At 43.0% G+C, this 21,480-nt stretch carries 22 protein-coding genes and 1 tRNA gene; 6 read left to right on the top strand and 17 right to left on the bottom strand.

The window, feature by feature from the left end:
- Window positions 1–64 precede the first annotated feature (64 nt).
- From HY200_03035 to HY200_03050, 4 genes are all read right to left on the bottom strand, one after another.
- Window positions 65–271 carry a heavy-metal-associated domain-containing protein gene (locus HY200_03035; protein ID MBI3593908.1) on the bottom strand — a complete coding sequence of 69 codons (207 nt, stop codon included), beginning with the start codon at window positions 269–271 and terminating at the stop codon, window positions 65–67.
- 13 nt (window positions 272–284) lie between these two features.
- Window positions 285–2,468, bottom strand: coding sequence for a copper-translocating P-type ATPase (locus HY200_03040; GenBank protein ID MBI3593909.1), 2,184 nt, complete (start codon window positions 2,466–2,468; stop codon window positions 285–287).
- A 301-nt stretch (window positions 2,469–2,769) separates the two neighbouring features.
- A tRNA-Ser gene (locus HY200_03045) sits at window positions 2,770–2,858 on the bottom strand.
- Between the two features lie 48 nt (window positions 2,859–2,906).
- Entirely contained in the window at window positions 2,907–3,395 is a 489-nt protein-coding gene (locus HY200_03050) for a nucleoside deaminase (protein MBI3593910.1), read from the bottom strand.
- Between the two features lie 117 nt (window positions 3,396–3,512).
- On the opposite strand from HY200_03050, the gene HY200_03055 reads away from it, so the two are divergent.
- The 5 genes from HY200_03055 to HY200_03075 all read left to right on the top strand — a co-directional run bounded on the left by HY200_03055 (window position 3,513) and on the right by HY200_03075 (window position 7,403).
- The gene (locus tag HY200_03055) at window positions 3,513–3,857 is read left to right on the top strand and encodes a PilZ domain-containing protein (GenBank protein MBI3593911.1); all 345 of its coding nucleotides are present in this window, start codon (window positions 3,513–3,515) and stop codon (window positions 3,855–3,857) included.
- 231 nt (window positions 3,858–4,088) lie between these two features.
- The gene (locus HY200_03060) at window positions 4,089–4,877 is read left to right on the top strand and encodes a MotA/TolQ/ExbB proton channel family protein (protein MBI3593912.1); all 789 of its coding nucleotides are present in this window, start codon (window positions 4,089–4,091) and stop codon (window positions 4,875–4,877) included.
- Window positions 4,878–4,926: 49 nt separating this feature from the next.
- Window positions 4,927–5,643, top strand: a complete 717-nt coding sequence (locus HY200_03065) for an OmpA family protein (protein MBI3593913.1) — start codon at window positions 4,927–4,929, stop codon at window positions 5,641–5,643.
- Between the two features lie 125 nt (window positions 5,644–5,768).
- Window positions 5,769–6,995, top strand: coding sequence for an NAD(P)/FAD-dependent oxidoreductase (locus HY200_03070; GenBank protein MBI3593914.1), 1,227 nt, complete (start codon window positions 5,769–5,771; stop codon window positions 6,993–6,995).
- Window positions 6,996–7,115: 120 nt separating this feature from the next.
- Window positions 7,116–7,403, top strand: coding sequence for a hypothetical protein (locus tag HY200_03075; GenBank protein MBI3593915.1), 288 nt, complete (start codon window positions 7,116–7,118; stop codon window positions 7,401–7,403).
- 141 nt (window positions 7,404–7,544) lie between these two features.
- On the opposite strand, the gene HY200_03080 is transcribed toward HY200_03075, so the two are convergent.
- The 3 genes from HY200_03080 to HY200_03090 form a co-directional block, all read right to left on the bottom strand.
- Complete coding sequence (locus HY200_03080) at window positions 7,545–7,697, bottom strand: hypothetical protein (GenBank protein MBI3593916.1); 153 nt, start codon at window positions 7,695–7,697, stop codon at window positions 7,545–7,547.
- A gap of 68 nt (window positions 7,698–7,765) precedes the next feature.
- Window positions 7,766–8,155 carry a CZB domain-containing protein gene (locus HY200_03085; GenBank protein MBI3593917.1) on the bottom strand — a complete coding sequence of 130 codons (390 nt, stop codon included), beginning with the start codon at window positions 8,153–8,155 and terminating at the stop codon, window positions 7,766–7,768.
- 267 nt (window positions 8,156–8,422) lie between these two features.
- Complete coding sequence (locus tag HY200_03090; protein MBI3593918.1) at window positions 8,423–8,905, bottom strand: hypothetical protein; 483 nt, start codon at window positions 8,903–8,905, stop codon at window positions 8,423–8,425.
- Window positions 8,906–9,405: 500 nt separating this feature from the next.
- Here HY200_03090 and HY200_03095 point away from each other — a divergent pair, with 500 nt between their 5' ends.
- Window positions 9,406–10,113, top strand: coding sequence for a hypothetical protein (locus tag HY200_03095; GenBank protein ID MBI3593919.1), 708 nt, complete (start codon window positions 9,406–9,408; stop codon window positions 10,111–10,113).
- Window positions 10,114–10,238: 125 nt separating this feature from the next.
- Here HY200_03095 and HY200_03100 read toward each other — a convergent pair whose 3' ends face one another.
- From HY200_03100 to HY200_03145, 10 genes are all read right to left on the bottom strand, one after another.
- The gene (locus HY200_03100; GenBank protein MBI3593920.1) at window positions 10,239–10,628 is read right to left on the bottom strand and encodes a VOC family protein; all 390 of its coding nucleotides are present in this window, start codon (window positions 10,626–10,628) and stop codon (window positions 10,239–10,241) included.
- Window positions 10,629–11,377: 749 nt separating this feature from the next.
- Window positions 11,378–12,394, bottom strand: a complete 1,017-nt coding sequence (locus tag HY200_03105; GenBank protein MBI3593921.1) for an IS110 family transposase — start codon at window positions 12,392–12,394, stop codon at window positions 11,378–11,380.
- 129 nt (window positions 12,395–12,523) lie between these two features.
- Entirely contained in the window at window positions 12,524–13,267 is a 744-nt protein-coding gene (locus tag HY200_03110) for a hypothetical protein (GenBank protein ID MBI3593922.1), read from the bottom strand.
- 135 nt (window positions 13,268–13,402) lie between these two features.
- A complete protein-coding gene (locus HY200_03115) occupies window positions 13,403–14,854 on the bottom strand; it encodes a hypothetical protein (protein ID MBI3593923.1) in 1,452 nt (483 codons plus the stop codon).
- A 994-nt stretch (window positions 14,855–15,848) separates the two neighbouring features.
- Window positions 15,849–16,010, bottom strand: coding sequence for a hypothetical protein (locus HY200_03120; GenBank protein MBI3593924.1), 162 nt, complete (start codon window positions 16,008–16,010; stop codon window positions 15,849–15,851).
- A 637-nt stretch (window positions 16,011–16,647) separates the two neighbouring features.
- Complete coding sequence (locus HY200_03125; protein ID MBI3593925.1) at window positions 16,648–17,256, bottom strand: carbon monoxide dehydrogenase; 609 nt, start codon at window positions 17,254–17,256, stop codon at window positions 16,648–16,650.
- Window positions 17,257–17,303: 47 nt separating this feature from the next.
- Window positions 17,304–17,726: a hypothetical protein gene (locus HY200_03130; protein MBI3593926.1), complete on the bottom strand. Its 423-nt coding sequence runs from the start codon at window positions 17,724–17,726 to the stop codon at window positions 17,304–17,306.
- Between the two features lie 17 nt (window positions 17,727–17,743).
- On the bottom strand, window positions 17,744–18,514 hold the full coding sequence (locus tag HY200_03135) for a 2-oxoglutarate:ferredoxin oxidoreductase (protein ID MBI3593927.1): 771 nt from the start codon (window positions 18,512–18,514) through the stop codon (window positions 17,744–17,746).
- Window positions 18,515–18,789: 275 nt separating this feature from the next.
- Window positions 18,790–20,151: a sigma-54-dependent Fis family transcriptional regulator gene (locus HY200_03140; protein ID MBI3593928.1), complete on the bottom strand. Its 1,362-nt coding sequence runs from the start codon at window positions 20,149–20,151 to the stop codon at window positions 18,790–18,792.
- Window positions 20,152–21,462, bottom strand: coding sequence for a PAS domain S-box protein (locus HY200_03145; GenBank protein ID MBI3593929.1), 1,311 nt, complete (start codon window positions 21,460–21,462; stop codon window positions 20,152–20,154).
- Between the last annotated feature and the right edge of the window lie 18 nt (window positions 21,463–21,480).

The following is a 21,480-nucleotide window of genomic DNA, read 5'->3' on the forward strand; positions in this document are numbered from 1 at the left end:
AACCTCAATCGGGCCACGGCAGGGTGTCTTTGTTAATCAGCCTTAACAAGCAAAAATATTCGCGTCACGAGACTTCATAGCCCGCTTCAACAACGGCACCTCTGAGTTGCTGAAGATTGACCAAAGCACTGTCGAATTCGATTTTGACGTTTCCCTGATCAAGAACCACCGATACGCTATTTACGCCATGAAGCTTTTCTAGCGCCCCTTTAACCGACTGAACACAATGCTGGCAGGTCATTCCCGTAACATTGAGGTTTATCGTTTCCATATCTTTATTCCTTTCAACCTAATTTAACCCGTTTTAACAGGAGAGAATTCGACACAACCGAGACGGAGCTCATCGCCATGGCCGCTCCGGCTACCACCGGATTAAGCATTCCGGCAGCAGCCAACGGAATGCCCAGAATATTGTAAAAGAAAGCGAAAAAGAGATTCTGCCTTATTTTCCCCAGTGTATGACGTGAAAGGTGAATGGCCTGCACCAAACTCGTCAGATCGCTTCGCATTAATGTAATATCCGCAATTTCAAGGGCCATATCTGCTCCGCTTCCCATTGAAAAGCTAATATCTGCTACCGCAAGGGCTGGCGCGTCATTCATCCCATCTCCAGCCATACCGGTCAGACTACCCTCTTTTTTGAATTTCATGACCTCTTTTTCTTTGTCGTCTGGAGCCATTTCCGATCGAAATTCCTCAATGCCCACCCGACGGGCCACCGCTGCCGCCGTGGCCTTGTTGTCCCCCGTTAACATAATCACCCGGATGCCCATCTTTTTGAGATCTGAAACAGCCCGTCCGGAAGTGGGTTTAATCGGATCGGCCACGCCAATAATTCCAGCTAATTTTCCATTCCTTGCGACCCCGATCACGGTTTTCCCTTCCCCCTGAAATCTTGCGACGTCAATACGACTCTTTTCGTCAATGGATATTGCCTCCTCTTCCAGATACCTGGGCGAACCGAGAACAACACGCTGCCCTTCCATCATGCCCGATACCCCTTTGCCGGGAACCTCCCTAAATTGAGTCAAATTCAAAGGAGAAATGCCCTTTTCCTTCCCTCTTGCTAAAATTGACAGAGCCACGGGATGGTCAGATCCCTGTTCCAAGGTCACAGCCGTTTCTATCAAAGATTCATCAGTGTAACCATTTAACGCGATTTCGTTGGTGACCACCGGATTTCCGACCGTGAGCGTGCCGGTTTTGTCCAGAATAAGGACGTTCATCTTCTCGGCTCGTTCAAGTGCCGCGGCATTTCTGACGAGAATGCCCAACTGGGCACCGCGACCGCTCCCCACCATAATCGCCGTCGGAGTCGCCAGTCCTAAAGCACAGGGACAGGCAATCACCATCACAGCTACCGCATTGATCAATGCGACTGCCAGATTACCTTGCGCCCAATACCAGCCGATAAAAGTGACCATACTGGTCGCTATGACCACGGGAACAAAAATTCCGGAAATGGTATCGGCCAGCTTTTGAATGGGTGCTTTAGAACCCTGTGCCTGCTCAACAAGCCTGATAATCCCGGCAAGAGCAGTTTGTGAACCGACGCCGGTCACCTCGGCTTTGAGCATGCCATTGAGATTGGATGTGCCGGCAAAAATCTTGCTCCCTTTTTCTTTCATAACCGGCATGCTTTCTCCCGTCAACATCGATTCATTAAGATGTGAGTTTCCTTCGACCACCACGCCATCTACCGGGATCGTTTCACCCGCTTTAACCATAAACTGATCTCCGATCTTAACTGAGCTGATTTCCTTCTCTTCGACTTTGTCATGAAGAACTAGATGGACTGTTTTAGGTTGGAGATGCAGAAGCTGTTCAATCGCCGCAAAGCTCTTTCCCTTTGCCCGGGATTCAAGGAGCTTTCCCAAGAGAATCAGGGTCACAATGGTGGCACTGGCTTCGAAATAAAGGTGCTGATGTAAACCAAAGAACGTGACGGACAGACTGAAGAAGTAGGCCATACTAGTCCCCAGAGCAATCAAGACATCCATATTGGCTCCGCCCCCTCGTAAGGAATGAAAGGCTCCTGTGTAAAATCGTCCTCCTATCCAGAATTGCACCGGCGTCGCGAGGAGAAGTTGAACCCAGGGGGACAATTCCCAGGTGAGTCCGAATAACATTAAAATCATTTGGAACAGGAGAGGAAGGGTAAAACCCAGAGAAATGACAAAATGAATTAAATTTTTCCGGTAAGTCCTGTCGTGACGCGCCTTGTCTTCCTCAGTATTAGAAGCCATTACCATTCGTGCGCCGTAACCCGCTTTCTTGATCCGTTCAATCAGGATGTCGGGGGAAACCGTTCCGGAGGAGGTCCGAACATAAGCTTTTTCCGCAGCGAGATTAACCGCTGCCTGAACACCTTCTATTTTATTCAGGACTTTTTCAATTCGACTGGCACAGGCGGAACAGGTCATGCCGTCAATTTGAAGTTCAATGTTCTTAACCGCATCATCAGACAATGGGATACCTCATCGATAAGAATGGATCGTGATTGGGCTATGATTTCAAGGTAACATTATGATTTCAAGGTAACATAGGAAAGGTGTCTCTTCAAGAAAGAAGGACAGGAATGAGGCGCTCAGGTCGGCTTCAAATCCCATTTTCGATTAGATTTTTTGACGGAGAGGGTGGGATTTTTGCTCCCTCGTCGCTCCGCGCCTCTTCCGCAACCGGCCGCCTTCGCTGACGCTCGTATGACTCGCTTTTCCTGGGCAGGCGCTCAGGTCGGCTTCAAATCCCATTTTCGATTAGATTTTTTGACGGAGAGGGTGGGATTTGAACCCACGCAGGCCTTACGACCTGAACTGATTTCGAGTCAGTCGCCTTCAACCGGACTCGGCCACCTCTCCCAAAAGACTTTCGTGAATTGACAAAATCCTCTCCTTTCGGGCGAGGATTTAAGAATGGACTGGATTCTCTTTTTTTGATTCTCTCAAATTCGAAAAAAATTGTTTTAATATTTCCGAGCATTCTATTTCCAAACAACCAGACACCACTTCGATGCGGTGATTGAATCTCTTGTCATCTGGTATATTTATCAGCGACCCGCATGCTCCGGCCTTAAGGTCAAAACAGCCAAATACCAGGCGAGAGATTCTTGCCTGGATCAGCGCACCGGCGCACATGGGACAGGGTTCTAGCGTCACGTATAGTGTGGCGTCGGTTAGGCGCCAACGGTCTAAATATCGACTCGCCTCCCTGATGGCGAGGATTTCTGCATGGGCTGTTGAATCTCTCCCTGATTCTCTTAAATTATGACTTCTCGAAAGAATAGTTCGCCGGTCCTGGACCAGGAGAGCACCTACCGGGACTTCTCCTTTTTTAAATGCCAATCTGGCTTCGTCCATAGCCATTTGCATATAGATTTCATCGACTCGCGTGATCATTTTTCTCCCGGGCAGGGTGGATAGTAACGGAGTTTTCCCATCCTTGTCAATCCATTTAGTACCGATTTGAAGACCAAAGCGCTTTGACATTTGGGAAATCTTGGATACATTTAACATATGGAACATAACAGAAAATATCCAAGAACCGAAATAGCTTTAAAAGTTGATTTTCGTATCTTGGGACAAAACATGAAAAGAGAACAGACCTTTACCAAGATATTGGGCGGGGGCGGACTGATGATGACGACACCGTCCCACCTCCCTGCCGGAACAAAGGTCGAAATGAATATCTATCATGATTCGTTTGTCATTCCGTTTGAAGCTGAAGTGGTCTGGATAGATCCGGCTGAAAAATCGGAAGCACCCGAATATAAATGCGGATTTCAGTATTTGACCGGGTCAAAAAGCGGACTCATGCATCTCCAGTATCTTGTACAGGCCAGATTGCAAACCACCCAATAGATTTTCCGATTACTTCCTTTCCACTTTCCTTCTCCTAATTTGGCAGGAATTTTTTGCCGATCGCTGGGGTAATATGGAAAATTCTACCTCCTGAAATTGACTTCGACCTTCGATGACCTCGTATTTTTGCCCCTTGCAAAGCCAATAATCAAAAGATATTTGCTGCAATAAGTCCTGGCACGTAATTTGCTTATGCCTTATGGCGTAATCATTTACCTACCTGGAGGAAAAATGAACGTATTCCTGATCATGGCATTTTTGGCGGCATTTTCACTTTTTTCTTCAACCATATTCCGGAACATTGGTTTCGATCTGATAATCAACTCTGACGCACTCATGATCGTAGGAGGCGGCACGGTGGTTGCCGTATTCCTTGGGTTTCCGATTAAAAGGTTGAGAAAAACAGTCAATGACCTGTTGGATGCCTTTCGGACCCCGCGCAGCGGAGACGAAACGGCTAAGGATATTCTGGATATCACCCGGATCTACCGAAAAGGGGATATTCGAAGAATGGAAAAGAAAATCAAGAGCTTGAAAGATGATTTCTTGAAAATGGGAGTCAGCCTGTTGATTAATAACAAATCCTCCGAAGAGATCCGGTCAATCCTGGAACGAGGAGTGGCGGCCCGAATGATGGATTTTAATTTCAGTCAAAATGTGCTAAAGACGATTTCTCGTCTGACTCCGTCGTTTGGATTGGCTGGCACAGTCATCAGCCTGATCAAAATGTTTCAAAATATGGAATCACTCGAAGCCATCGCCCCTCATATGGCCGTCGCCATGATGTCCACCTTTTACGGAGTGATTCTGGCTAATCTATTTATGCTTCCGCTATGCGCCAAGCTGGAAGAACACGCTCTCCAGTCGGAAGCCCGAATGCTGAGTATTATTGAAGGAATAGAGGGGATCAATAACAACGATCATTTGATCAATATAGAAGACCGGATAAATGGCTATAAACCAACCTGGGAAATAACTCCGGGTTTGATGAAAGAACCGGCCATCGTTTCGGAAATTTAAGAAAGGCAGGGAGGAATCTAAATCGATTCTTCCTCCAATACGATTCGATATGAATATTCCCGATAAAAAGACCGATTCGACCTCCGTGATCTTCCGGAACGATCCGATAAAAGCCCTGAGAGAAAAATCCAGGTCCACACTCGATCTGGATAGCAATTGGTTGATTACCCTAAGCGATGTCTTGTCCCTACTGCTGGTCTTTTTTGTCATGTTTATGGTCACCGCAAAAACCGCCGCAAAATCACAGACTCCTCCTCTCGATACAGGCAAAGATGCGATTTCCTCCGAAAAAAAGTCGGCTTCTTTATCTGAAAACGAAACGATATTAACCGATGTAAACGCTGAAATAAAAAATCTTAACCTGGAAAACGAAGTCTCCGTTCATCGTACTTCTAAGGCCATTGTCATTACCTTGAAAGAAAAGGTCACTTTCAAGCCGGGCGAAGCGGAAGTGTTAAGTGCCTCGGAACCGATACTGGATCATATCGCACAATTGATTCAAAGATACCCTTCATTTCTTGTTGAAATCGAAGGCCACACCGATAATATGCCGATCAAAACAGCTGTCTACCCTTCTAACTGGGAACTCTCGGTCGCCCGTTCGACGGGCGTACTGAAATATTTTATTGGCCGGCATGGTATCTCCCCGTCTCGTCTCTCGATCAAAGGAAGCGCCGATCAAAAACCGGTTGCATCCAATGATACCCCTGAAGATCGCGCTCAAAACCGGCGTGTTGAAATCAAACTCAAAGAGAACGACTCTTAAAGCAGAACCTCAAACAATCCTTCCAGACAATACGTCTCGTAAAATCATTGGCAGATGAGAGCCAGGAGTGGTAGGATCTTTCCGACCCTGAATTATTTCTCAAACCTTATCAGTCTAAGCTCTCCATGCCATCTGATCCTGCATTCACCGACACCCCAACGGCGCCATGTTTTGACGTGATTATCCTTGGCGGAGGTGCCGCAGGACTCATGTGCGCGCTTACGGCTGGACAAAGAGGACGAAGCGTCCTTGTCCTGGAAAGGTCAGAACGTGTCGGAAAAAAGATTCTGATCTCGGGAGGAGGCCGTTGTAATTTTACCAATCTACAAATCGAGCCGGAAAATTATCTTTCCGCTAATCCACATTTTTGCAAATCCGCATTGAGTCGATTTGGACCGCGTGACTTTATCAGCCTGGTTGAAAAATATGGAATCTCTTACCATGAAAAAACCCGGGGACAACTTTTCTGCGACGGGAAGTCGTCTCAGATTCTCAACTTGCTGCTTGAAGAATGCCGGATCGGAGGCGTACAGATTCGGGAGAACTGCGTAATAAAAAATATCGAACGCCGGGATCCCGGCCAGGAAGACTCATTTACCGTTATCACATCCAGAGAGAATTACAGTTCCAAATCTTTGGTCATCGCCACCGGCGGATTATCGCTTCCGAAAATTGGAGCCACTGATTTTGGGTTTCAGATTGCAAAACAGTTTGGGCTTGAGGTCCGCCCTTGCCGTCCGGGACTCGTTTCCTTGATCCTGAATCAAAAAGATTTGCACGAAACAAAAGGGTTGGCCGGAACTTCAATGGACGCCCGGGTCTCCTGCAATGGAAGGGTATTCCAGGAACCCGTCCTATTCACCCATACGGGGTTGAGTGGACCTGCGATTCTGCAAATTTCGAATTACTGGAAGCCTGGCGATGCAGTGATCTTCAACCTTCTGCCCGATTTCGATCTGGAAGATGCCATTTTGAAGTGGCAAATAGAACGACCCAAGGCAGAACTCAAAAATCTCATGAGCGAGCACCTGACCAAACGCCTGGCCGAACAATGGCTTGCTCTCGCGTTCGAAAATCGGCCGGTCAATCAATATCATCAGAAAGAGATCGCCCTGATCGCCGAGCGATTTCATCACTGGCAAGTCATTCCTTCGGGAACGAGCGGCTATTCCATTTCCGAAGTCACAGTTGGAGGTGTGGATACTGACGAACTCTCATCCAAGACCTTGGAAACCAAAAAGGTAAAAGGGCTCTACTTCATTGGAGAAGTGCTGGATGTCACCGGGTGGTTGGGCGGTTATAATTTCCAGTGGGCCTGGTCTTCAGGAAAAGCTGCCGGTCTCTTTGTTTGAAATGGTCCGCCGCGAGAAATAATTCTCTTCTTTCCTCTCTCTGTTTTGTGTAATATCTCCCCAGATTATCTTTTGATGATGTTATTCATAGAGAGAGGATCTTTTGGGAGCGATACAAATATGGTGATATTGTTAATCAGGCTATTCACCCTCCTGCGCCTTGTCCTAACGGGTCTGGTGTTGACTCTCAGCGGAGTTGGATTAGCCGTGTTTCTGACTTATTATGGAATAAGTAGGGGCATTGTGAATAAGAAACTTCGCATTTTTCGACTCATGAGTATCGAAGTCACCGGAAAGGAAGCAGAACGATACGGATGGTTCTATGTTGTCACAGGAATGATCGTCTTGGCAATTTCCATTCGAATCATCACAACCCACTATAACTGGATCCTTCGTCTCTTCCGCTGAGGCGAAATATGAAAAGAGTGCGCTCGCAGGAAGTCGAACTCCCGATCCTCAGATTCGTAAGGGCTAACGATTAAAAAACGTAACGCTTGGATTGAGGGCTGGATTCCCCAGCATGCCTTGTTCTTGTTCCATTACATGCTCTTAATAGATTTTTACCTCTTGAATTTCGCCATTGATAATTCCATCTAGAATCGCTTTCTCAGCTTCCTCTCTTGTTTTGTAACCCACATTTTTTCCATATTTACTAAATAATTTCTTACTATCTTTTAACCAAATAATATATACGATCTCCATTTTTCTCCTTTGTCACAATTTAGCTGGATTCGCTCGATTCACAAAGGCCTCAATAAGGGTCATCATATTTATTGCCCTGGGCTAATCATGTCTGAATGCTTATCCTTGGATATTCCCCTTGCTTTCATTTTCATGATTGCACTAATTAAGTTTGCTGACGCGACAGCGAAACCACTTTGTGTTCCCAGTGCCGTCTCCCCCAACACTTCTTTACCGCTTTGGGCTTTGTCAACTATAATAACAGCCTCTAAATGGAACTTGGCATGTTCAGACACTAAATTTGAATATTCGGGAAAACTCCTCCACTTTGCACCCTCTCCGTCCAACCATTGACTTAGCGGACACTCGCTTTCAAGCTGAGTCTCTTGAGATTTTAAAGAACCATCTGGATTGCCCAAATAATTTATTAATTTCATTTTCCAAAGGACATGTGCATTGACTGCTTCATCAAAATCCAATTTGACCTCCTTGTTTGATAAGGATTTTCAGAAAATAGATAAAGTGTATTAAAATTAGCCATTCACATTTAAATGCTTTTCTGACATTTTAAATTCCTCAATAGGTAATTATCTTAGATTTATTAGGACACATTTTGGAAAATGACGATATAGGCTTTTTGCTGAATTTGGCCTAGGAAATTTCTGATTTTTAAATTGGGGGGACTTTTACACGTTATTTTTGGGAAACCAATATTACTACGAGGAGAAGATGGAATATGTGACTGCCTATTTATTCGGGTAGGGATTTGGGTCGATCTCTAAAGTTAAGATATTAGATTTTCCTACGGCCAAAAATTTGTATTTTTCTGATGTATCAATAATAATGGGATTCTTAATTTTCACAAAGTATCCGGTTTCTCTTAAAATTCCTTCCATTAAATAATTCGTTTCTTCATAAGAACAAAATATTAATCCTTTAATTGTTTCATCTTTTTTCATTTTCAAGCTTACCTTGAAAAATGCCCCTTTTGCTGAAAAAGGTGGTTTGGAATACTCTTCTTCAACGCTATGAAGATAATCAATATTTTCTTTATTAACCAATAGGATAGAATTGCCATTGATACCATCTACGGATTCTGGCTTGAGTACTTTTAAGAATTCCTGACCATCATTCAGAAAGTCTGAAAAACGACGATAATGATCGGGAAATTCAATTATACCGATATATCGGGGATTTCCTATTTTAAGTCGAACTTTGACTTCTTGCACCGAGAAATACTCCTGGTTTTCGTTACTTTTAATACTTATAGTTTTAATCTCTACCCGGTTATTAACCGCTTTTTCTTAAATTAAAATCTGATTTAAAACTTACAGAAACATTAGTGATTGCCATATTGTAAAAGTGTAGCTTAACCATGCACTTTGTCAATTTGAGCCACTTTCTGGGACCGTCCCATTTGACGTCTAAAACATATATTGGTTTCTTGTTTTTCCAATATTTTCTGCTTAGTTTAAATTCGATTGTTTAACGGTAAATATGGGGGGGCACAATTAAACGAACAAAATCCCAAAAATTTATATGAAACCTTTTATAATCTTGAATGTATTGGAAGGTAATAAACCTGAGGAGTTCTGGAAGAATTGATCAAATATCCGGAAAGAATTCGATACAGGAAATGTTTCGATGCTGGTAGAATGTAAATGTCCAGGAATAAAAAACTCTCTACATCTATTGAGATAAAACAGAAGATGAAAGGATCAAAATCAACTTGGATCAGAAAAAACAGAAAATAAATATCGAACTAAATGAAAATAATAGATCCAAGGCTTCAAATCCAAAAGATGCGTTACCCTGGTTAAACAAATCAGTCTTTATCATTATTGGATTGGTGTTTTTATCCGCGGTTGTTCTTGTATGGCTGTTGAAACATGAAACCAGGCGAGGACCGTCTATCGCTCCCGTCAATTCGGATCTGCTTCCAGGCATGCAATTGAGTGATGCCCCGTGGCAACCGGAGTTTAGTCGCCTCCGAGAACGTCTTGATCTAATAGGCTTGCCTGCCCTAAACGAAGAAGGCTCAGCTCTCCACATTCATCAACACTTGGACGTTGTTATTCATGGCAAATTGGTTCCAGTGCCGGCAGCCATTGGGTTCAACGCTCTTGAACGGTTTATTTCACCGATCCATACCCACGATGCAAACGGGGTGATCCATATCGAATCACCCAACATTCAGAAGTATACGCTTGGACAGTTTTTAGACATTTGGGGAGTTCGTTTTTCTTCAAATTGCATCAGCTCTTACTGCGCCGACCCACAAAACTTTCTTAAGACGTTTATCAATGGCCAACCGATGGTGGGAGATCCCAGGTTAATTGAGTTGACCGACCATCAGGTAATAGTCATTACGTATGGAACACCCGGTGAACTGCCGAATCCCGTTCCCTCGCAATTTCAATTTCCCCCGGGATCATAAATTCTCTCACTCTTAAAACTAATTAAAGGGCATATTAATCACCACGTGTAAAACCGTTTAATTCGAATTGTACTCTACTTTTTTCTCGTAAGGAGTGGGCTTTGAGAGCTTCTGGAAGAAGTTTGCTACGCGGGCATCGGTGAGCATAACTCAACCAATGTGCCATCCGGGCATCGAACATAAGAAACCGTTTGGCCCCAAGGTTTAAAAAGCGGCTCTTTAACTGAGACCGCTCCCGCTGCGACTGCCCTGGCATGGGCCTCATGGACAGATTCAGTTATCAACGCAATCTCTATGCCTAGTGGAACCTTCGACTCACTCGCCTTTATATAGCCTTCAGGAAGATTTGTCTTCCCCAAATCATGAGTTACAAACGCAAGGGCCGTTTCTCCCGTTTCCAACTCGCCGTATCCGGAATCGTGAAGGAACCGCCTTTTGATTCCAAATGCCCGTTCAAAAAACTCGATCGACGAGGGGACGTTAGGAACGTAGATAATTGTGTATCCGAACCTCATGGTCTGCTCCGTTTGTTTTTGGTAACAAAAAGTTTTTTCCCCTCATCCGTTAATCGGTCCGTATTTGGCGCCATATTACCCTCAAGATTTCAGCACTAAACTAAGTGGCTCTGATTTCGATGTTTATTTCAAAATAGATTCGATTTTACCCGAAATCGGTAAGAGCCGCAACTCTGGGCTGACCAAACAACGGGGAAATTAAATGGATGACGATGGACCCGAAATTTGAAACAATTCAAAATGAAAGCGCGAAGCAATCAAGATAAAATTAGTGCGCTCGGAGGGAGTCGAAACCGACCCTCAGATTCGTAGGGGCTAAAGATTAAAAAACGTAACGCCCTGATTTAGGACTGGATTCCCCGTTTTCCGTTTAAAAACAAAGGGATAGAATCACTGTAATAATTCTATCCCTTTTCACATTTCATGTGCTTTTTGATTCTTTTTAGTACAAAAATATATATGGACCCAGCCCGTGGAGCAACGATAAAATATCCGTTTTAGATGCCTAAAGGAGGGTTGCGTTTATATATCCGGCCTTTAGTTGGACAACGAGATGTCCTGGCCTTGATGAAATAAGTGCGCTTTCTCCTGATTAGCACATCGGCCTCTTTTGGGCCGTAAATTTGTCCAGGTTTTGAAAGCGCCGGTTGACCCTGTGGCGTCATCACGGATGTTTCGCGTTGCAATCCTTGGTGTGAGTTCTCTATTCTTCCTTTACTTTGTAAGAAGTATTCTTTTTATTAATCTTATTAGGCCGCTTTCCGATAGATATCGTCATGGGCCAACAACGCCCAGACTACTCGAGCATTTTTATTGGCCAGAGCAACAGCAGCAACATTGGTTCCTTTCTTCCGTTTCAAATTGTTTGTCCAGAGACTGAGTGAGTCTTTCTTGTTTTCGGATCGATATACAACGGCTCGGGCTCCATGAATCAAGAGTGTCCTGAGATAGCGATTCCCTCGTTTGGATAGTTTCCCTAAAACCTCTTTTCCGCCACTTGAATATTGCCGAGGGACAAGCCCCAACCAAGCAGACAGATGTCGCCCATTTTTGAAGGCCTGGGGATAAGAAACTGCGGCCAATAAAGCTGTGGCGGTCAACTGACCAATTCCGGGAATGGCAGCGATCTTCTGGCAAACCGGATGTTTCTTGAAATGAACTTCGAGACGTTGATGCATCTTCTCAATCCGTTTTTCAAGATCAACTAACTGATCGTAAAGATCAAAAAAAGTCTCTCTTCCAAAGGAAGTTAACTGTTCGTGTTGATTTTCAAGAATTCGGATCAACATTGGGCGAACCTTGGCAGCTGATTTTGGAATCACCAGACCATACTCGGCCAATAATCCCCGAATCTGGTTAATTAAAGCGGTACGATTTTTAATTAAAAGAGATCGTGACCGATGCAGCGCCTGAATATCTTCCTGTTCCACTGTTTTGATTGGAACAAATCGCATCGTAGGACGGGTAACCGCCTCGCAGATCGCTTCCGCGTCTCGAAAGTCGTTCTTATTTGTCTTCACATAGGGTTTAACAAATCGAGGACTCATCAGTTTCACCTGATGTCCAAACCTTTCAAATTCCCGGGCCCAATAGTGGGAACTCGCGCAGGCTTCCATACCGATTAGACAACACGGAAGCTTTGCGACCACCTCCAAAAGTTTGTTCCGGGTAACCTTTTTGGTCAGAACAACTTTTCCGTAATGGTTGATTCCATGTAATTGAAAGTTTAATTTTGCCAAATCAATACCTAAAGTGGTAATTTCCATGATGGACCCTCCCTTTTTTAGATGAATGTTTCGGAACAACACTCATCTTGCCTCAAGTGAGGCGAATTTGAAAGAGGGCTGGGTCCATTTCATTAGCACAGCACATATTTATATCGTTTTCATAATTGGTCACTTTGAAGTAAGATTTACCGATAAATTGGTTTTTTTATCGGGAAGTACCGTTATTTCTTCTTCTTGTGCTAAAAGGCCTTCATGCCATATTTTGACTTTATATTTTCCGGATGGGATGTTCGAAATATCATATTTTCCCTCTTTATCGGTCACTGCAAAATAAGGATTGTCCATAATAGAAATCCACCCTTGCATAAACTTATGAGCATCACACTTAGCGTGGATTATTCCTGCCTTGGTTAGCGGTTTTTTTATGTTTCTCCCACCAGCTGGCATAGCAACATTCAAGATGGTTTGCTCCTCCATATGTAGATGGGTATTGTGAAGTATCGGATCTGAGTTTCTAATTTCGTAAGAATCTCCCACCATAGCTCCCTGAACATGTGGTACAAAGTGGCAGTTACGATTTTCAATCACAATGGTCGAGAATATCGGTTTTTTCCCTTGCTGTATATTTTCAAAACTAATAACGACATTTTCTATGCCCCGATTTTCTGTATTAATGAGATAGGTTTCGTCCTGAACTGTGGAACCGCAGAATTCACTATTATTGGCTACCGGATTGGAAAGGTTTGCAGGGGGATCTCCCTTGTATTTGATGGTGCCAAAAAGCTCCCCTCCATGTTTAACGGGTATAACTTCGTAGGCATGTAGCCTCGATGAATAGAACACCTGCGAGAACAACATCAAGATAAATCCAGCTAATAAAAACTTTTTTCTCAAGACTTTGACATTCCACATGAAAATCTCCACTTTTTTAGGTTCTTCTAACCTAACCAAATTCGGGAATAAGTTTCGCAAGAACGAATAGTCTTCATTATTCAAATTACATCAAGCGCTTCCGTTCTTCGCACAAAATAACCAAATGTCGGCGTATTAGTAGGCGAAATCAAATCCTAGGAAGAGCATGTCATTCTTCTGATCCGATCCATCAAAAGCGGTCTTTTTATCGGTCGTTTCATTGAATTCGCTATGAGCCCAGATCTCTCCTCGGTTGTGAATGACCAACGCATATCGTGCACCTAGGGTGACACTATCCACGTCATTGTATCCATCGGAGTCGATTGAAGTTGAAATGGATGGAGAACAATTCGTTAGCCCCACGCAATTTGTAGGCGAAATCGCGTCAAAGGGCTGTGACGTGTTTTTGATTAGATCGTATCTTCCGATTAACACCAGCCTTGAATTCGCCGTATAATTGGCTTCGACAAATCCTCCCCAGAATTTTGCGGCACTCGTTGCCGGAGCGGTACATCCAGCAGGTGCAGATCCAGACGGGGAAACACAGCTCAACAGTTCCTTCGCATCCTCGCCCATCATATAGACTCCGAAAACATTGAGCTTGTTGTCCAGGAAGTTTCCACTTAGGTCAATACCATACCGGGTGGAAGGTTTGGAATTGGATCCGATATTACCTGCCCCGGCTCCGCCCGTATTGTCATAGACAGTTGGAATTGGCATATTCAGATAGAAAAGACCTCCTCGGTACCCTGCTGAATATCCTCCTCCTCGCATTGCCTGGGTAAAATGAAAATAATAACCTGTATCATGACCACCATATTGGTTATTGCTAATTAAATTGACCGCATATCTGAATATTCCCAAGGAATCCACTTTATGACCCATTAACGACATCAGGCCCTGGTGGTCTCCCAGCGCAAATCCGTTTGAGCTGTATAGGTTTGTAGATGAGGAATCACCAATTGGCAGGTTAGTCGAGTTATAGGGAGACCCTGGCACGTAATGATATATAACATAAGGTGTGTTCATCGTTAATGTCCGATGTTCCGAAAAAGGAATATCAATATCTCCCATGCCTATCTTAAAATTCAGCATGGAAGTTCCATTGAGATTGTCAAAACGAATCCATGCGGATTCCAATGAAAAAGTGGCCGCTCCCCCTAATAGCGAATCCTCTCCTGTAGGCACAATCAAGAATGAGATATCCCTGTCCAAGGTGCCAGCACTTAATAAATCCATGCCAAGAGATCCTTGCCCAGAAATATAGTTATTGACTTCATTTCCATTCGAACCCTGAACGTCGTTCTGGCTGGCGTACATGGCACCCACAGTCGTCCTGAATGAGAGAGGAAAGTACCCTTTTTCGAGACTGGTCGGGAGATCTGAATCAGCGCCCATCTGATAGCCGTTATCTCTAAAATTGACTCCGAAATCGTTCAATTTTGGAAAAGTCGTATGGCACATCGTACAGGCAACATCATACTTTCTAGCAAATGCTGGAATTGCCATGGCCTCCGGTGGGAATAAAAACAAATAACCTACGAGGCCAATCATCATTAACTGAAAAGAGGTTTTAAAATTTAACATGAAAATCTCCCTATAGAATTTTATTTAAAAAAGATTCGGAACATCTCACTAATAATTGATTCCTAAAGTGAACAATTGCAATAGAGTTCAGATCTCGCAGTCAACCGAATAACCTTATTAGGAAAACTTGGCTAAAGGTAGAAATCTTTATTTAAGAGAGATGTCGCCGTGAATAGTTGAAGTAACGAGGGTAATGATCAAATGCGAAGGGAGCAATGAAGGAGATATGTAGATTGGGTCAATAATGAGTGTGTAAGCCTGTCCAAAACAGGTTGTTCTATTGTCGATGTAGGAGCAGATAAACTTGCCGGAATTAATATCTGGGAGTTCGAGTGATATTTAGTCTTATAATACCTTTGGTTCAAATTTACCTGCATGATGGACTTCAAACCATGGGATGCTCCTGCTTTTGTGATTTTAGAACTGTTTATTCCAAAACCAACTCCTTTAAGTTCGTAATGTTCCCAAAAAACTGAAGATTGAAAGATAAAAAGACAGGCAAAAAAACATATGAATACCTTAAGTAATGGAATAGTCTTCATAAGACTAATTATAGATAGAAATTATTTCGTGTCAAATTTTTATTCCCGCATTTGGATCCCAAAATAATTGTGACAATTAGGTTTAGGCACAGGTGTTAATTTCAAGCACACTCAATTACAAGCTCAAAACTTGGATTCTCTAATATGCATGTTTAGTGATTCCAGCTTATTTTAGTAGTTGAAAACCACGAAAGATAAGAACTGAGGATACTGGAGTAATCTGATAAACTTAGAATGAATAACAAGATAGGACCAACTGGATAGGCAAAATGGTACCGTTGTCGATTACCTGAGTGGGGGCATCTCAGTTTCCTAAAGTTCGTATGTCGACGTATCTTTTTTAAATTCTTGAGATCATCAACTACTCTCTTCTACAATCACAATGCGCTTACTTCCTATGAAGCACATTTTGATCGCACGTCTGCAAGAAAATATGGGTTTTTAAGTTTTTACTAATCAATTCCCAGTTTAGGTCCTGAATCGTATTCAGAATCTTTTGGCTCCCAAAGGATGGAAACGGTTTTTTCGTGTTGAACAGCCTCAAGGAAATCTGAAATATTGCTTGATTTTTTAGAAAGATTTGCACTATTCAACTCACTAATTATTTGATCCACAGTATTTCCTCCTCTTCTTGATTTAAATAGCCTTTTTCGCTTCGAATCCTATATTTGACAGGGATTTATGGAAATGGTTATTCCGAAATCTTTTTAGCCTCTTTCATAAAGGCCGATCTTTTATTTATTAGATAGGCATAACCAATACCGAATAATGAAGAGCTCAATAATTTAATATTAGCCTTATAAATCATAGAGTTGTATAAATTCTGCCTTTGCTAACCTAATTTCAGTTAATAGAATTTATTACAATGATGTGTCAATCTTGTCTGTTTCTCACACTATTGTTTGATTTGGATATCTGGTGTGGAAGGAATCGTGTCGAGGTCGTTGATCCCAAGTCCTATTTTTACGCATGAGGATAGAGCAAGCCATATAACTTCAGAAAATAGTAGTCAAATAGAGCTTCGAAAAATTTTCTACCATCTTTTGGGAAATAAGACCTCCCATCGAAGTGTTTAACGCCAACTACCGAAAAAAATGATTGAATTTCTGGCACATTAAAGACGACTCTTGACCCTTCGAGACTTATGACGACTTTTTTCTTGTCCAAGTCCATACGGATAACAAAACGATTCATGATTTAGCCTGACCTTTGACGTCCAACAAAGATGTAATTATTTTTCGAATAATCAGATTATTTTATTTTTTTTAATCTAATGACGGCGGCAGTCAGCCGATCCATTGTCTCCTCGGTAATATCTCTGACCGTGATATTAGCTTCATCGTCACCGGAAAAGGAACACATAGCAATCGTATAGCAGGAACTCCCTGCCCGAATAATCTTGAGTGCAATATTGGCCTGATGACAATGAACACCGATGAAAAGGCAGACGTCTATTTTATTGTGCCAGATAGTAAGATTGGGGTGATTTGGATTAATTTCGATTTCTGGATAAACCCGCGGATATTTAGGACGATAGTCCGCCATAGGAATGATTTTTGCCGGAATGGCTTCAGCTAAACGCTTTGTTGCACTTGCGAGTTTGGAGGCTTCTGGTTTCCAGTCCCAAAGGACAGCCGGACCGGGGAAAAGAGTCGGATGTTTTGCAGAAACGAATTTTTTTGCGGCGGCTTCAATAGCTTGGTCTTCACTAACGATCTCTCCCTCAACCAATCCCTGTCCTGGATCGGGCAGAATAACCCCAAGAGTAGCGGCAGCTGGGGAAAGAAATCCTTCCGGACCGGGAAGTACCCGGTAACGATTGGTTTTAACCTTCGATTCGGGTAATATCGTTTTACTCATCGTACTCTCCTCTTTGATTTAAAAAATCATTTCTTTTTACGGAATGGCTAATTCCAATCCTCTTTTTCAAAAATATCACGAACGGTTATCGGTCCCCCATTAGGAGGAGCCATGATAACCGGATTAATCCAGGTTTCTTCTCTGATCATTCTTGAAAGCCAGTTCGTAGAGTCGGAATCAATCACGACAATTTTATAAACCTTATCAGCAAATTCTTCTAATGCTCTTGCTGGAAATGGCTCTTGGGAGTCCAAATAAAAAGAAGCCGCAGGAAAGTTTATTTTTTTAAACATGGCCATGGCTTCATTTACCGGCCGTTGATCTGAACCAAAGCTGACAAATCCCACAGCCGCTCGAACGGACTGATCCCCTTCTAATTGACAAGATCCCCCATGAATAAACTCCACTCGGTATCCAGAAACATTCGGTGGAGCTTGTTTTTTAACTGTTGGCGATACCTTTGTAATCACTCTCTTTCCTCTCACGATTATTCTTCGTTTTCATCAAGTCCTGGTTCGAGATCATGTAGAAACCCTGGAGGAATGACTTCCTCTTTTGAATCAGCGCTTTTATGAATTAAATCCTGGCCGGCGGACATCACGAACATCTTTTTATTGGAGCAACGACGAATCTCTTCTTTCCCGGCCGTTGTATAGGCCCATGGAACAATTTTTCCGCTATCTCGGAGTCTAATGATGGCTTCCTTCAATCGGTTTATCGTTTTCACAGTACAAGGCCCCATGGCTGCAACCGAATCTTCGTGGACATCATTCGCACAAAGAGTAATGGTGTAGCAGTTTGTTCCCGCACGGATCATTTTTAACGTTACATTTACAAAATGACAGTGCGCATCGATCAACATGCAGACTTCGATCTTGTTATGCAAAATGGTCAGATTAGGATGGCATGGACTTAAAACGGATTCCGGGTCAATCTTCGGATAAATAGGACGATAATCCGGCATGCAAATAATTCTTGCTCCAGGAATTTCCCGTGCCAATGCAAGAACTGCCGTTGCCTTTCTTTGAGTCTCGGGAGTCCAAGCCCAAACCAAAAGAGGACCGGGAAACAGTGTAGGATTCCTTCGCGTTAGAATTTTTTCTGCGATCACTTCTATGACCTTGTCTTCCGGCAACACCTCTCCTTCAACCAGACCCATTCCCAGGTCAGGTGGGAGCACCCCCATCAATGCTGCAGCGGGGGGCAATATTCCTTCAGGTCCGGTAAGAACACGATACCTCGTTTCCTTTGTGGGCATAATGAATCTCCTATTAAATTTTCGTTGGTGCATTGAATTGCAAGCAATTAGGATGCCTGCCTTCCAGTATATTGATGACTTAAATCTGAAAAACATTTTAATTTAATTAAATCAATCAGATGGAAGGGGAAGGAAAGAGAAATACTTTCTTGAATTATCTAAATACAGACATCGTCATCGTTTAATGAACTGAAATTCTTGCAGGTAATTGGGGAGATCTGCATTTTTTTCAGAAGCAGGAATGGCAAAATGGCCGATTCAGGGGGGGGGGAAGTTTATTCCTTAATGCCGTAGCTTTTGATCTTGTATTGAAGGGCTCTTGTACTTATTCCGAGAATCTTTGCAGCTTTTTCCCTGTGATGCGTCACATCTCGCAAGGTTTGTGCTATGACCTCCTTTTCAATTTCTTCCAGACTCTTGCCAACGGGAAGGTGAAAAGGTTTTACTTCTACTATAGGTGAATTTTGAATTTCCGCGGGCAAATGTTCAGGCAAAAGGATTTTATCCCTGACTAGAATGACCTCCCGTTCAATTACATTCTTAAGCTGCCTGATATTACCGGGCCAGGAGTAATCAATCAAAAGGCGCATGGTTTCAGGTGACGCTGTCTTATCTTCTCTATGATAGATAGAGGCAAATTCGCGAAGAAAATATTCAACCAAAATTGGAATGTCCTCCTTCCGTTCCCGTAAAGGGGGAAGATGTATCGGCACGACATTAATTCGATAATAGAGGTCTTCGCGAAATATTTTGTTACCCACCGCTTCTATCAGGTTTCGGTTGGTGGCCGCTATGAATCGAACATTCACATGAACCAGTTTCGTGCCCCCTAATCTGCGAAATTCCATAGTCTCGAGCACCCGGAGAAAATCGACTTGATTCTTAAAATTTAATTCTCCAATTTCGTCAAGAAATAAGACGCCACCGTCCGCCAGCTCGAACCGGCCCATTTTTGACGAAACCGCACCTGTGAATGCTCCTTTCTCATAGCCAAAAAGTTCACTTTCAAACAACGTTTCAGGAAGAGCGCCGCAATTAAGGGTGATAAAAGGCTGGTCCTTTCTTCCGCTTCTCTGATGGATTGCCCTCGCGACTAGCTCCTTTCCGGTACCACTTTCGCCTGTGATGAGAACAGCGGCATCGCTTTCCACCACCTGATCGATAGTTTCATATATCTTTTTTAAGGAATCACTCTTTCCAATCATTTCTTCAAACCGATTCTTTATCTTTAGGCTTTCCCGCAGGCGGTGATTTTCTTGTGAGAGATATTGTCGTTCTAAAGCTTTATCGATGAGAAGTATCAATCGCTCTTTTTCAACAGGTTTGGTCAAGTAATCATATGCACCTCCCTTTATAGCATTCACCGCCGTTTCAATTGTCCCATAAGCGGTCATGACCACTACTTCGGTTTCAGGAGAGCGTTCTTTTATTTTCTTTAAAACATCGAGCCCATTCATATCCGGTAATTTAAGGTCGGTAATCACCAGATGAAAGAAATTATTTTCAATTTGTGAAAGTGCCGTTTGGCCGTTTTCAGCTGTATCAGCCTGGAAACCCTGTTTTTCGACTATTCTGGCAATCGCGGCCCGAATATTGATTTCGTCGTCAACAATGAGAATGGAAGTCTGTTTTTGCATTTAAATTTTCTTGGATTCTGGATATCTATTCGTCGGAAGCTGGACTGTAAACGTCGTCCCTTTTCCTTCGGCACTTTCGACAAAAATAAACCCTCCATGATCTTCAATAATCCGATGGGATATGGCCAATCCTAGACCTGTTCCTCCCGGACGCGAGCTGAAAAAGGGTTCAAATATCTTGTTAATTGTCTTTCTATCAATCCCGATGCCTGTATCTATAAACCGGATATTGACCCACTGTTTTCCGCTGAGTCTTTGTTCTTCCGCCTGAATGGTAAGTTTTCCACCGGAAGGCATCGCCTGAATTGCATTAATCATGATATTTAAAAAAACCTGGGTCATTTGATTTTCGTCGATCAGGATTGGAGAAACGTTTACAGATATTTCCGTTTCAATATCTATTCCTTTTTCAAGGGCTTCCGCCCGAATCAGGGTTACGAGATGCTGAAAAATCGGTTCTAATTTTAATTCCTCTAATGCCAATTGATTAGGATTTGAAAATCGGGCAAAACTGTCGAGTATTCCTTTCAATCTTTTAATCTCTATATGGAGTACGTCAAGATATCGCCGAATGCTTAGTGCGTCTCCCTGTACCGATGTAATTTCTTCCTCCAACAATCCAAGATTTAAGTCCATCGCGCTTAGTGGATTGCGTATTTCATGGGCCACTGCGGCTGAAAGAGTAGAGATTGCCGACAATTTCTCCGAACGTTGGATCTTTTGCTCCAGACGATTGATTTCCGATATGTCTTTTACCAGAAGAATTAATCCCTCTCTTTTCCCCTCGTTTCTAAGTTCTGATAAAGTCACCCAGAGAACCAGCGACTCTCCATTTCTTTGATAAATCACTTTCTGATCATGAAACAGGCTCCCTCCTTCGGATGCTTTATTTAACATTTCGCCAAGGCTTGTTGATTCCGAAACAAGTTCGGTAATCAGATTTCCCAGGACTTTATTTCCCAATCTCAGGATTTTCTCGGCAGAAGGATTGATCGAAGTAATTTTGCCAGCAGAATTTATTGTAATGACTCCTGTGGGTATACTTTCAAGAATGTTACGGGCCAGACTTTTAACACTTTCCAGAGCACTTCTAACTGTATGATAACTCTGATAAGTAGCGATAACCGTGATTCCCAGGATCGTCAAAAGAAATAGGAATGCGAGGAAGTATTTTTGTCGCTCGATTCCCAATACGAATATCATGGAAATCGCCGCTACAAACACCCCAATTATTGAGGTAATCAGTCGAACTGGAATATGTCCAAAAAGCGTCTGTTCCGGATTGGGTCTTAGCATCTGAAATGTCCTCATTTAATTTCCGTATTTTAA

The organism is Nitrospirota bacterium (assembly GCA_016194305.1).
Classification (GTDB): domain Bacteria; phylum Nitrospirota; class Nitrospiria; order JACQBW01; family JACQBW01; genus JACQBW01.

What these genes read in the sequence shown, in the direction of transcription:
- HY200_03035 (MBI3593908.1), bottom strand. Translation starts at nt 271, where the DNA reads ATGGAAACGATAAACCTCAATGTTACGGGAATGACCTGCCAGCATTGT.
- HY200_03050 (MBI3593910.1), bottom strand. Translation starts at nt 3,395, where the DNA reads ATGATCACGCGAGTCGATGAAATCTATATGCAAATGGCTATGGACGAA.
- HY200_03055 (MBI3593911.1), top strand. Translation starts at nt 3,513, where the DNA reads ATGGAACATAACAGAAAATATCCAAGAACCGAAATAGCTTTAAAAGTT.
- HY200_03060 (MBI3593912.1), top strand. Translation starts at nt 4,089, where the DNA reads ATGAACGTATTCCTGATCATGGCATTTTTGGCGGCATTTTCACTTTTT.
- HY200_03065 (MBI3593913.1), top strand. Translation starts at nt 4,927, where the DNA reads ATGAATATTCCCGATAAAAAGACCGATTCGACCTCCGTGATCTTCCGG.
- HY200_03070 (MBI3593914.1), top strand. Translation starts at nt 5,769, where the DNA reads ATGCCATCTGATCCTGCATTCACCGACACCCCAACGGCGCCATGTTTT.
- HY200_03075 (MBI3593915.1), top strand. Translation starts at nt 7,116, where the DNA reads ATGGTGATATTGTTAATCAGGCTATTCACCCTCCTGCGCCTTGTCCTA.
- HY200_03080 (MBI3593916.1), bottom strand. Translation starts at nt 7,697, where the DNA reads ATGGAGATCGTATATATTATTTGGTTAAAAGATAGTAAGAAATTATTT.
- HY200_03100 (MBI3593920.1), bottom strand. Translation starts at nt 10,628, where the DNA reads ATGAGGTTCGGATACACAATTATCTACGTTCCTAACGTCCCCTCGTCG.
- HY200_03105 (MBI3593921.1), bottom strand. Translation starts at nt 12,394, where the DNA reads ATGGAAATTACCACTTTAGGTATTGATTTGGCAAAATTAAACTTTCAA.
- HY200_03110 (MBI3593922.1), bottom strand. Translation starts at nt 13,267, where the DNA reads ATGTGGAATGTCAAAGTCTTGAGAAAAAAGTTTTTATTAGCTGGATTT.
- HY200_03115 (MBI3593923.1), bottom strand. Translation starts at nt 14,854, where the DNA reads ATGTTAAATTTTAAAACCTCTTTTCAGTTAATGATGATTGGCCTCGTA.
- HY200_03125 (MBI3593925.1), bottom strand. Translation starts at nt 17,256, where the DNA reads ATGAGTAAAACGATATTACCCGAATCGAAGGTTAAAACCAATCGTTAC.
- HY200_03135 (MBI3593927.1), bottom strand. Translation starts at nt 18,514, where the DNA reads ATGCCCACAAAGGAAACGAGGTATCGTGTTCTTACCGGACCTGAAGGA.
- HY200_03140 (MBI3593928.1), bottom strand. Translation starts at nt 20,151, where the DNA reads ATGCAAAAACAGACTTCCATTCTCATTGTTGACGACGAAATCAATATT.
- HY200_03145 (MBI3593929.1), bottom strand. Translation starts at nt 21,462, where the DNA reads ATGAGGACATTTCAGATGCTAAGACCCAATCCGGAACAGACGCTTTTT.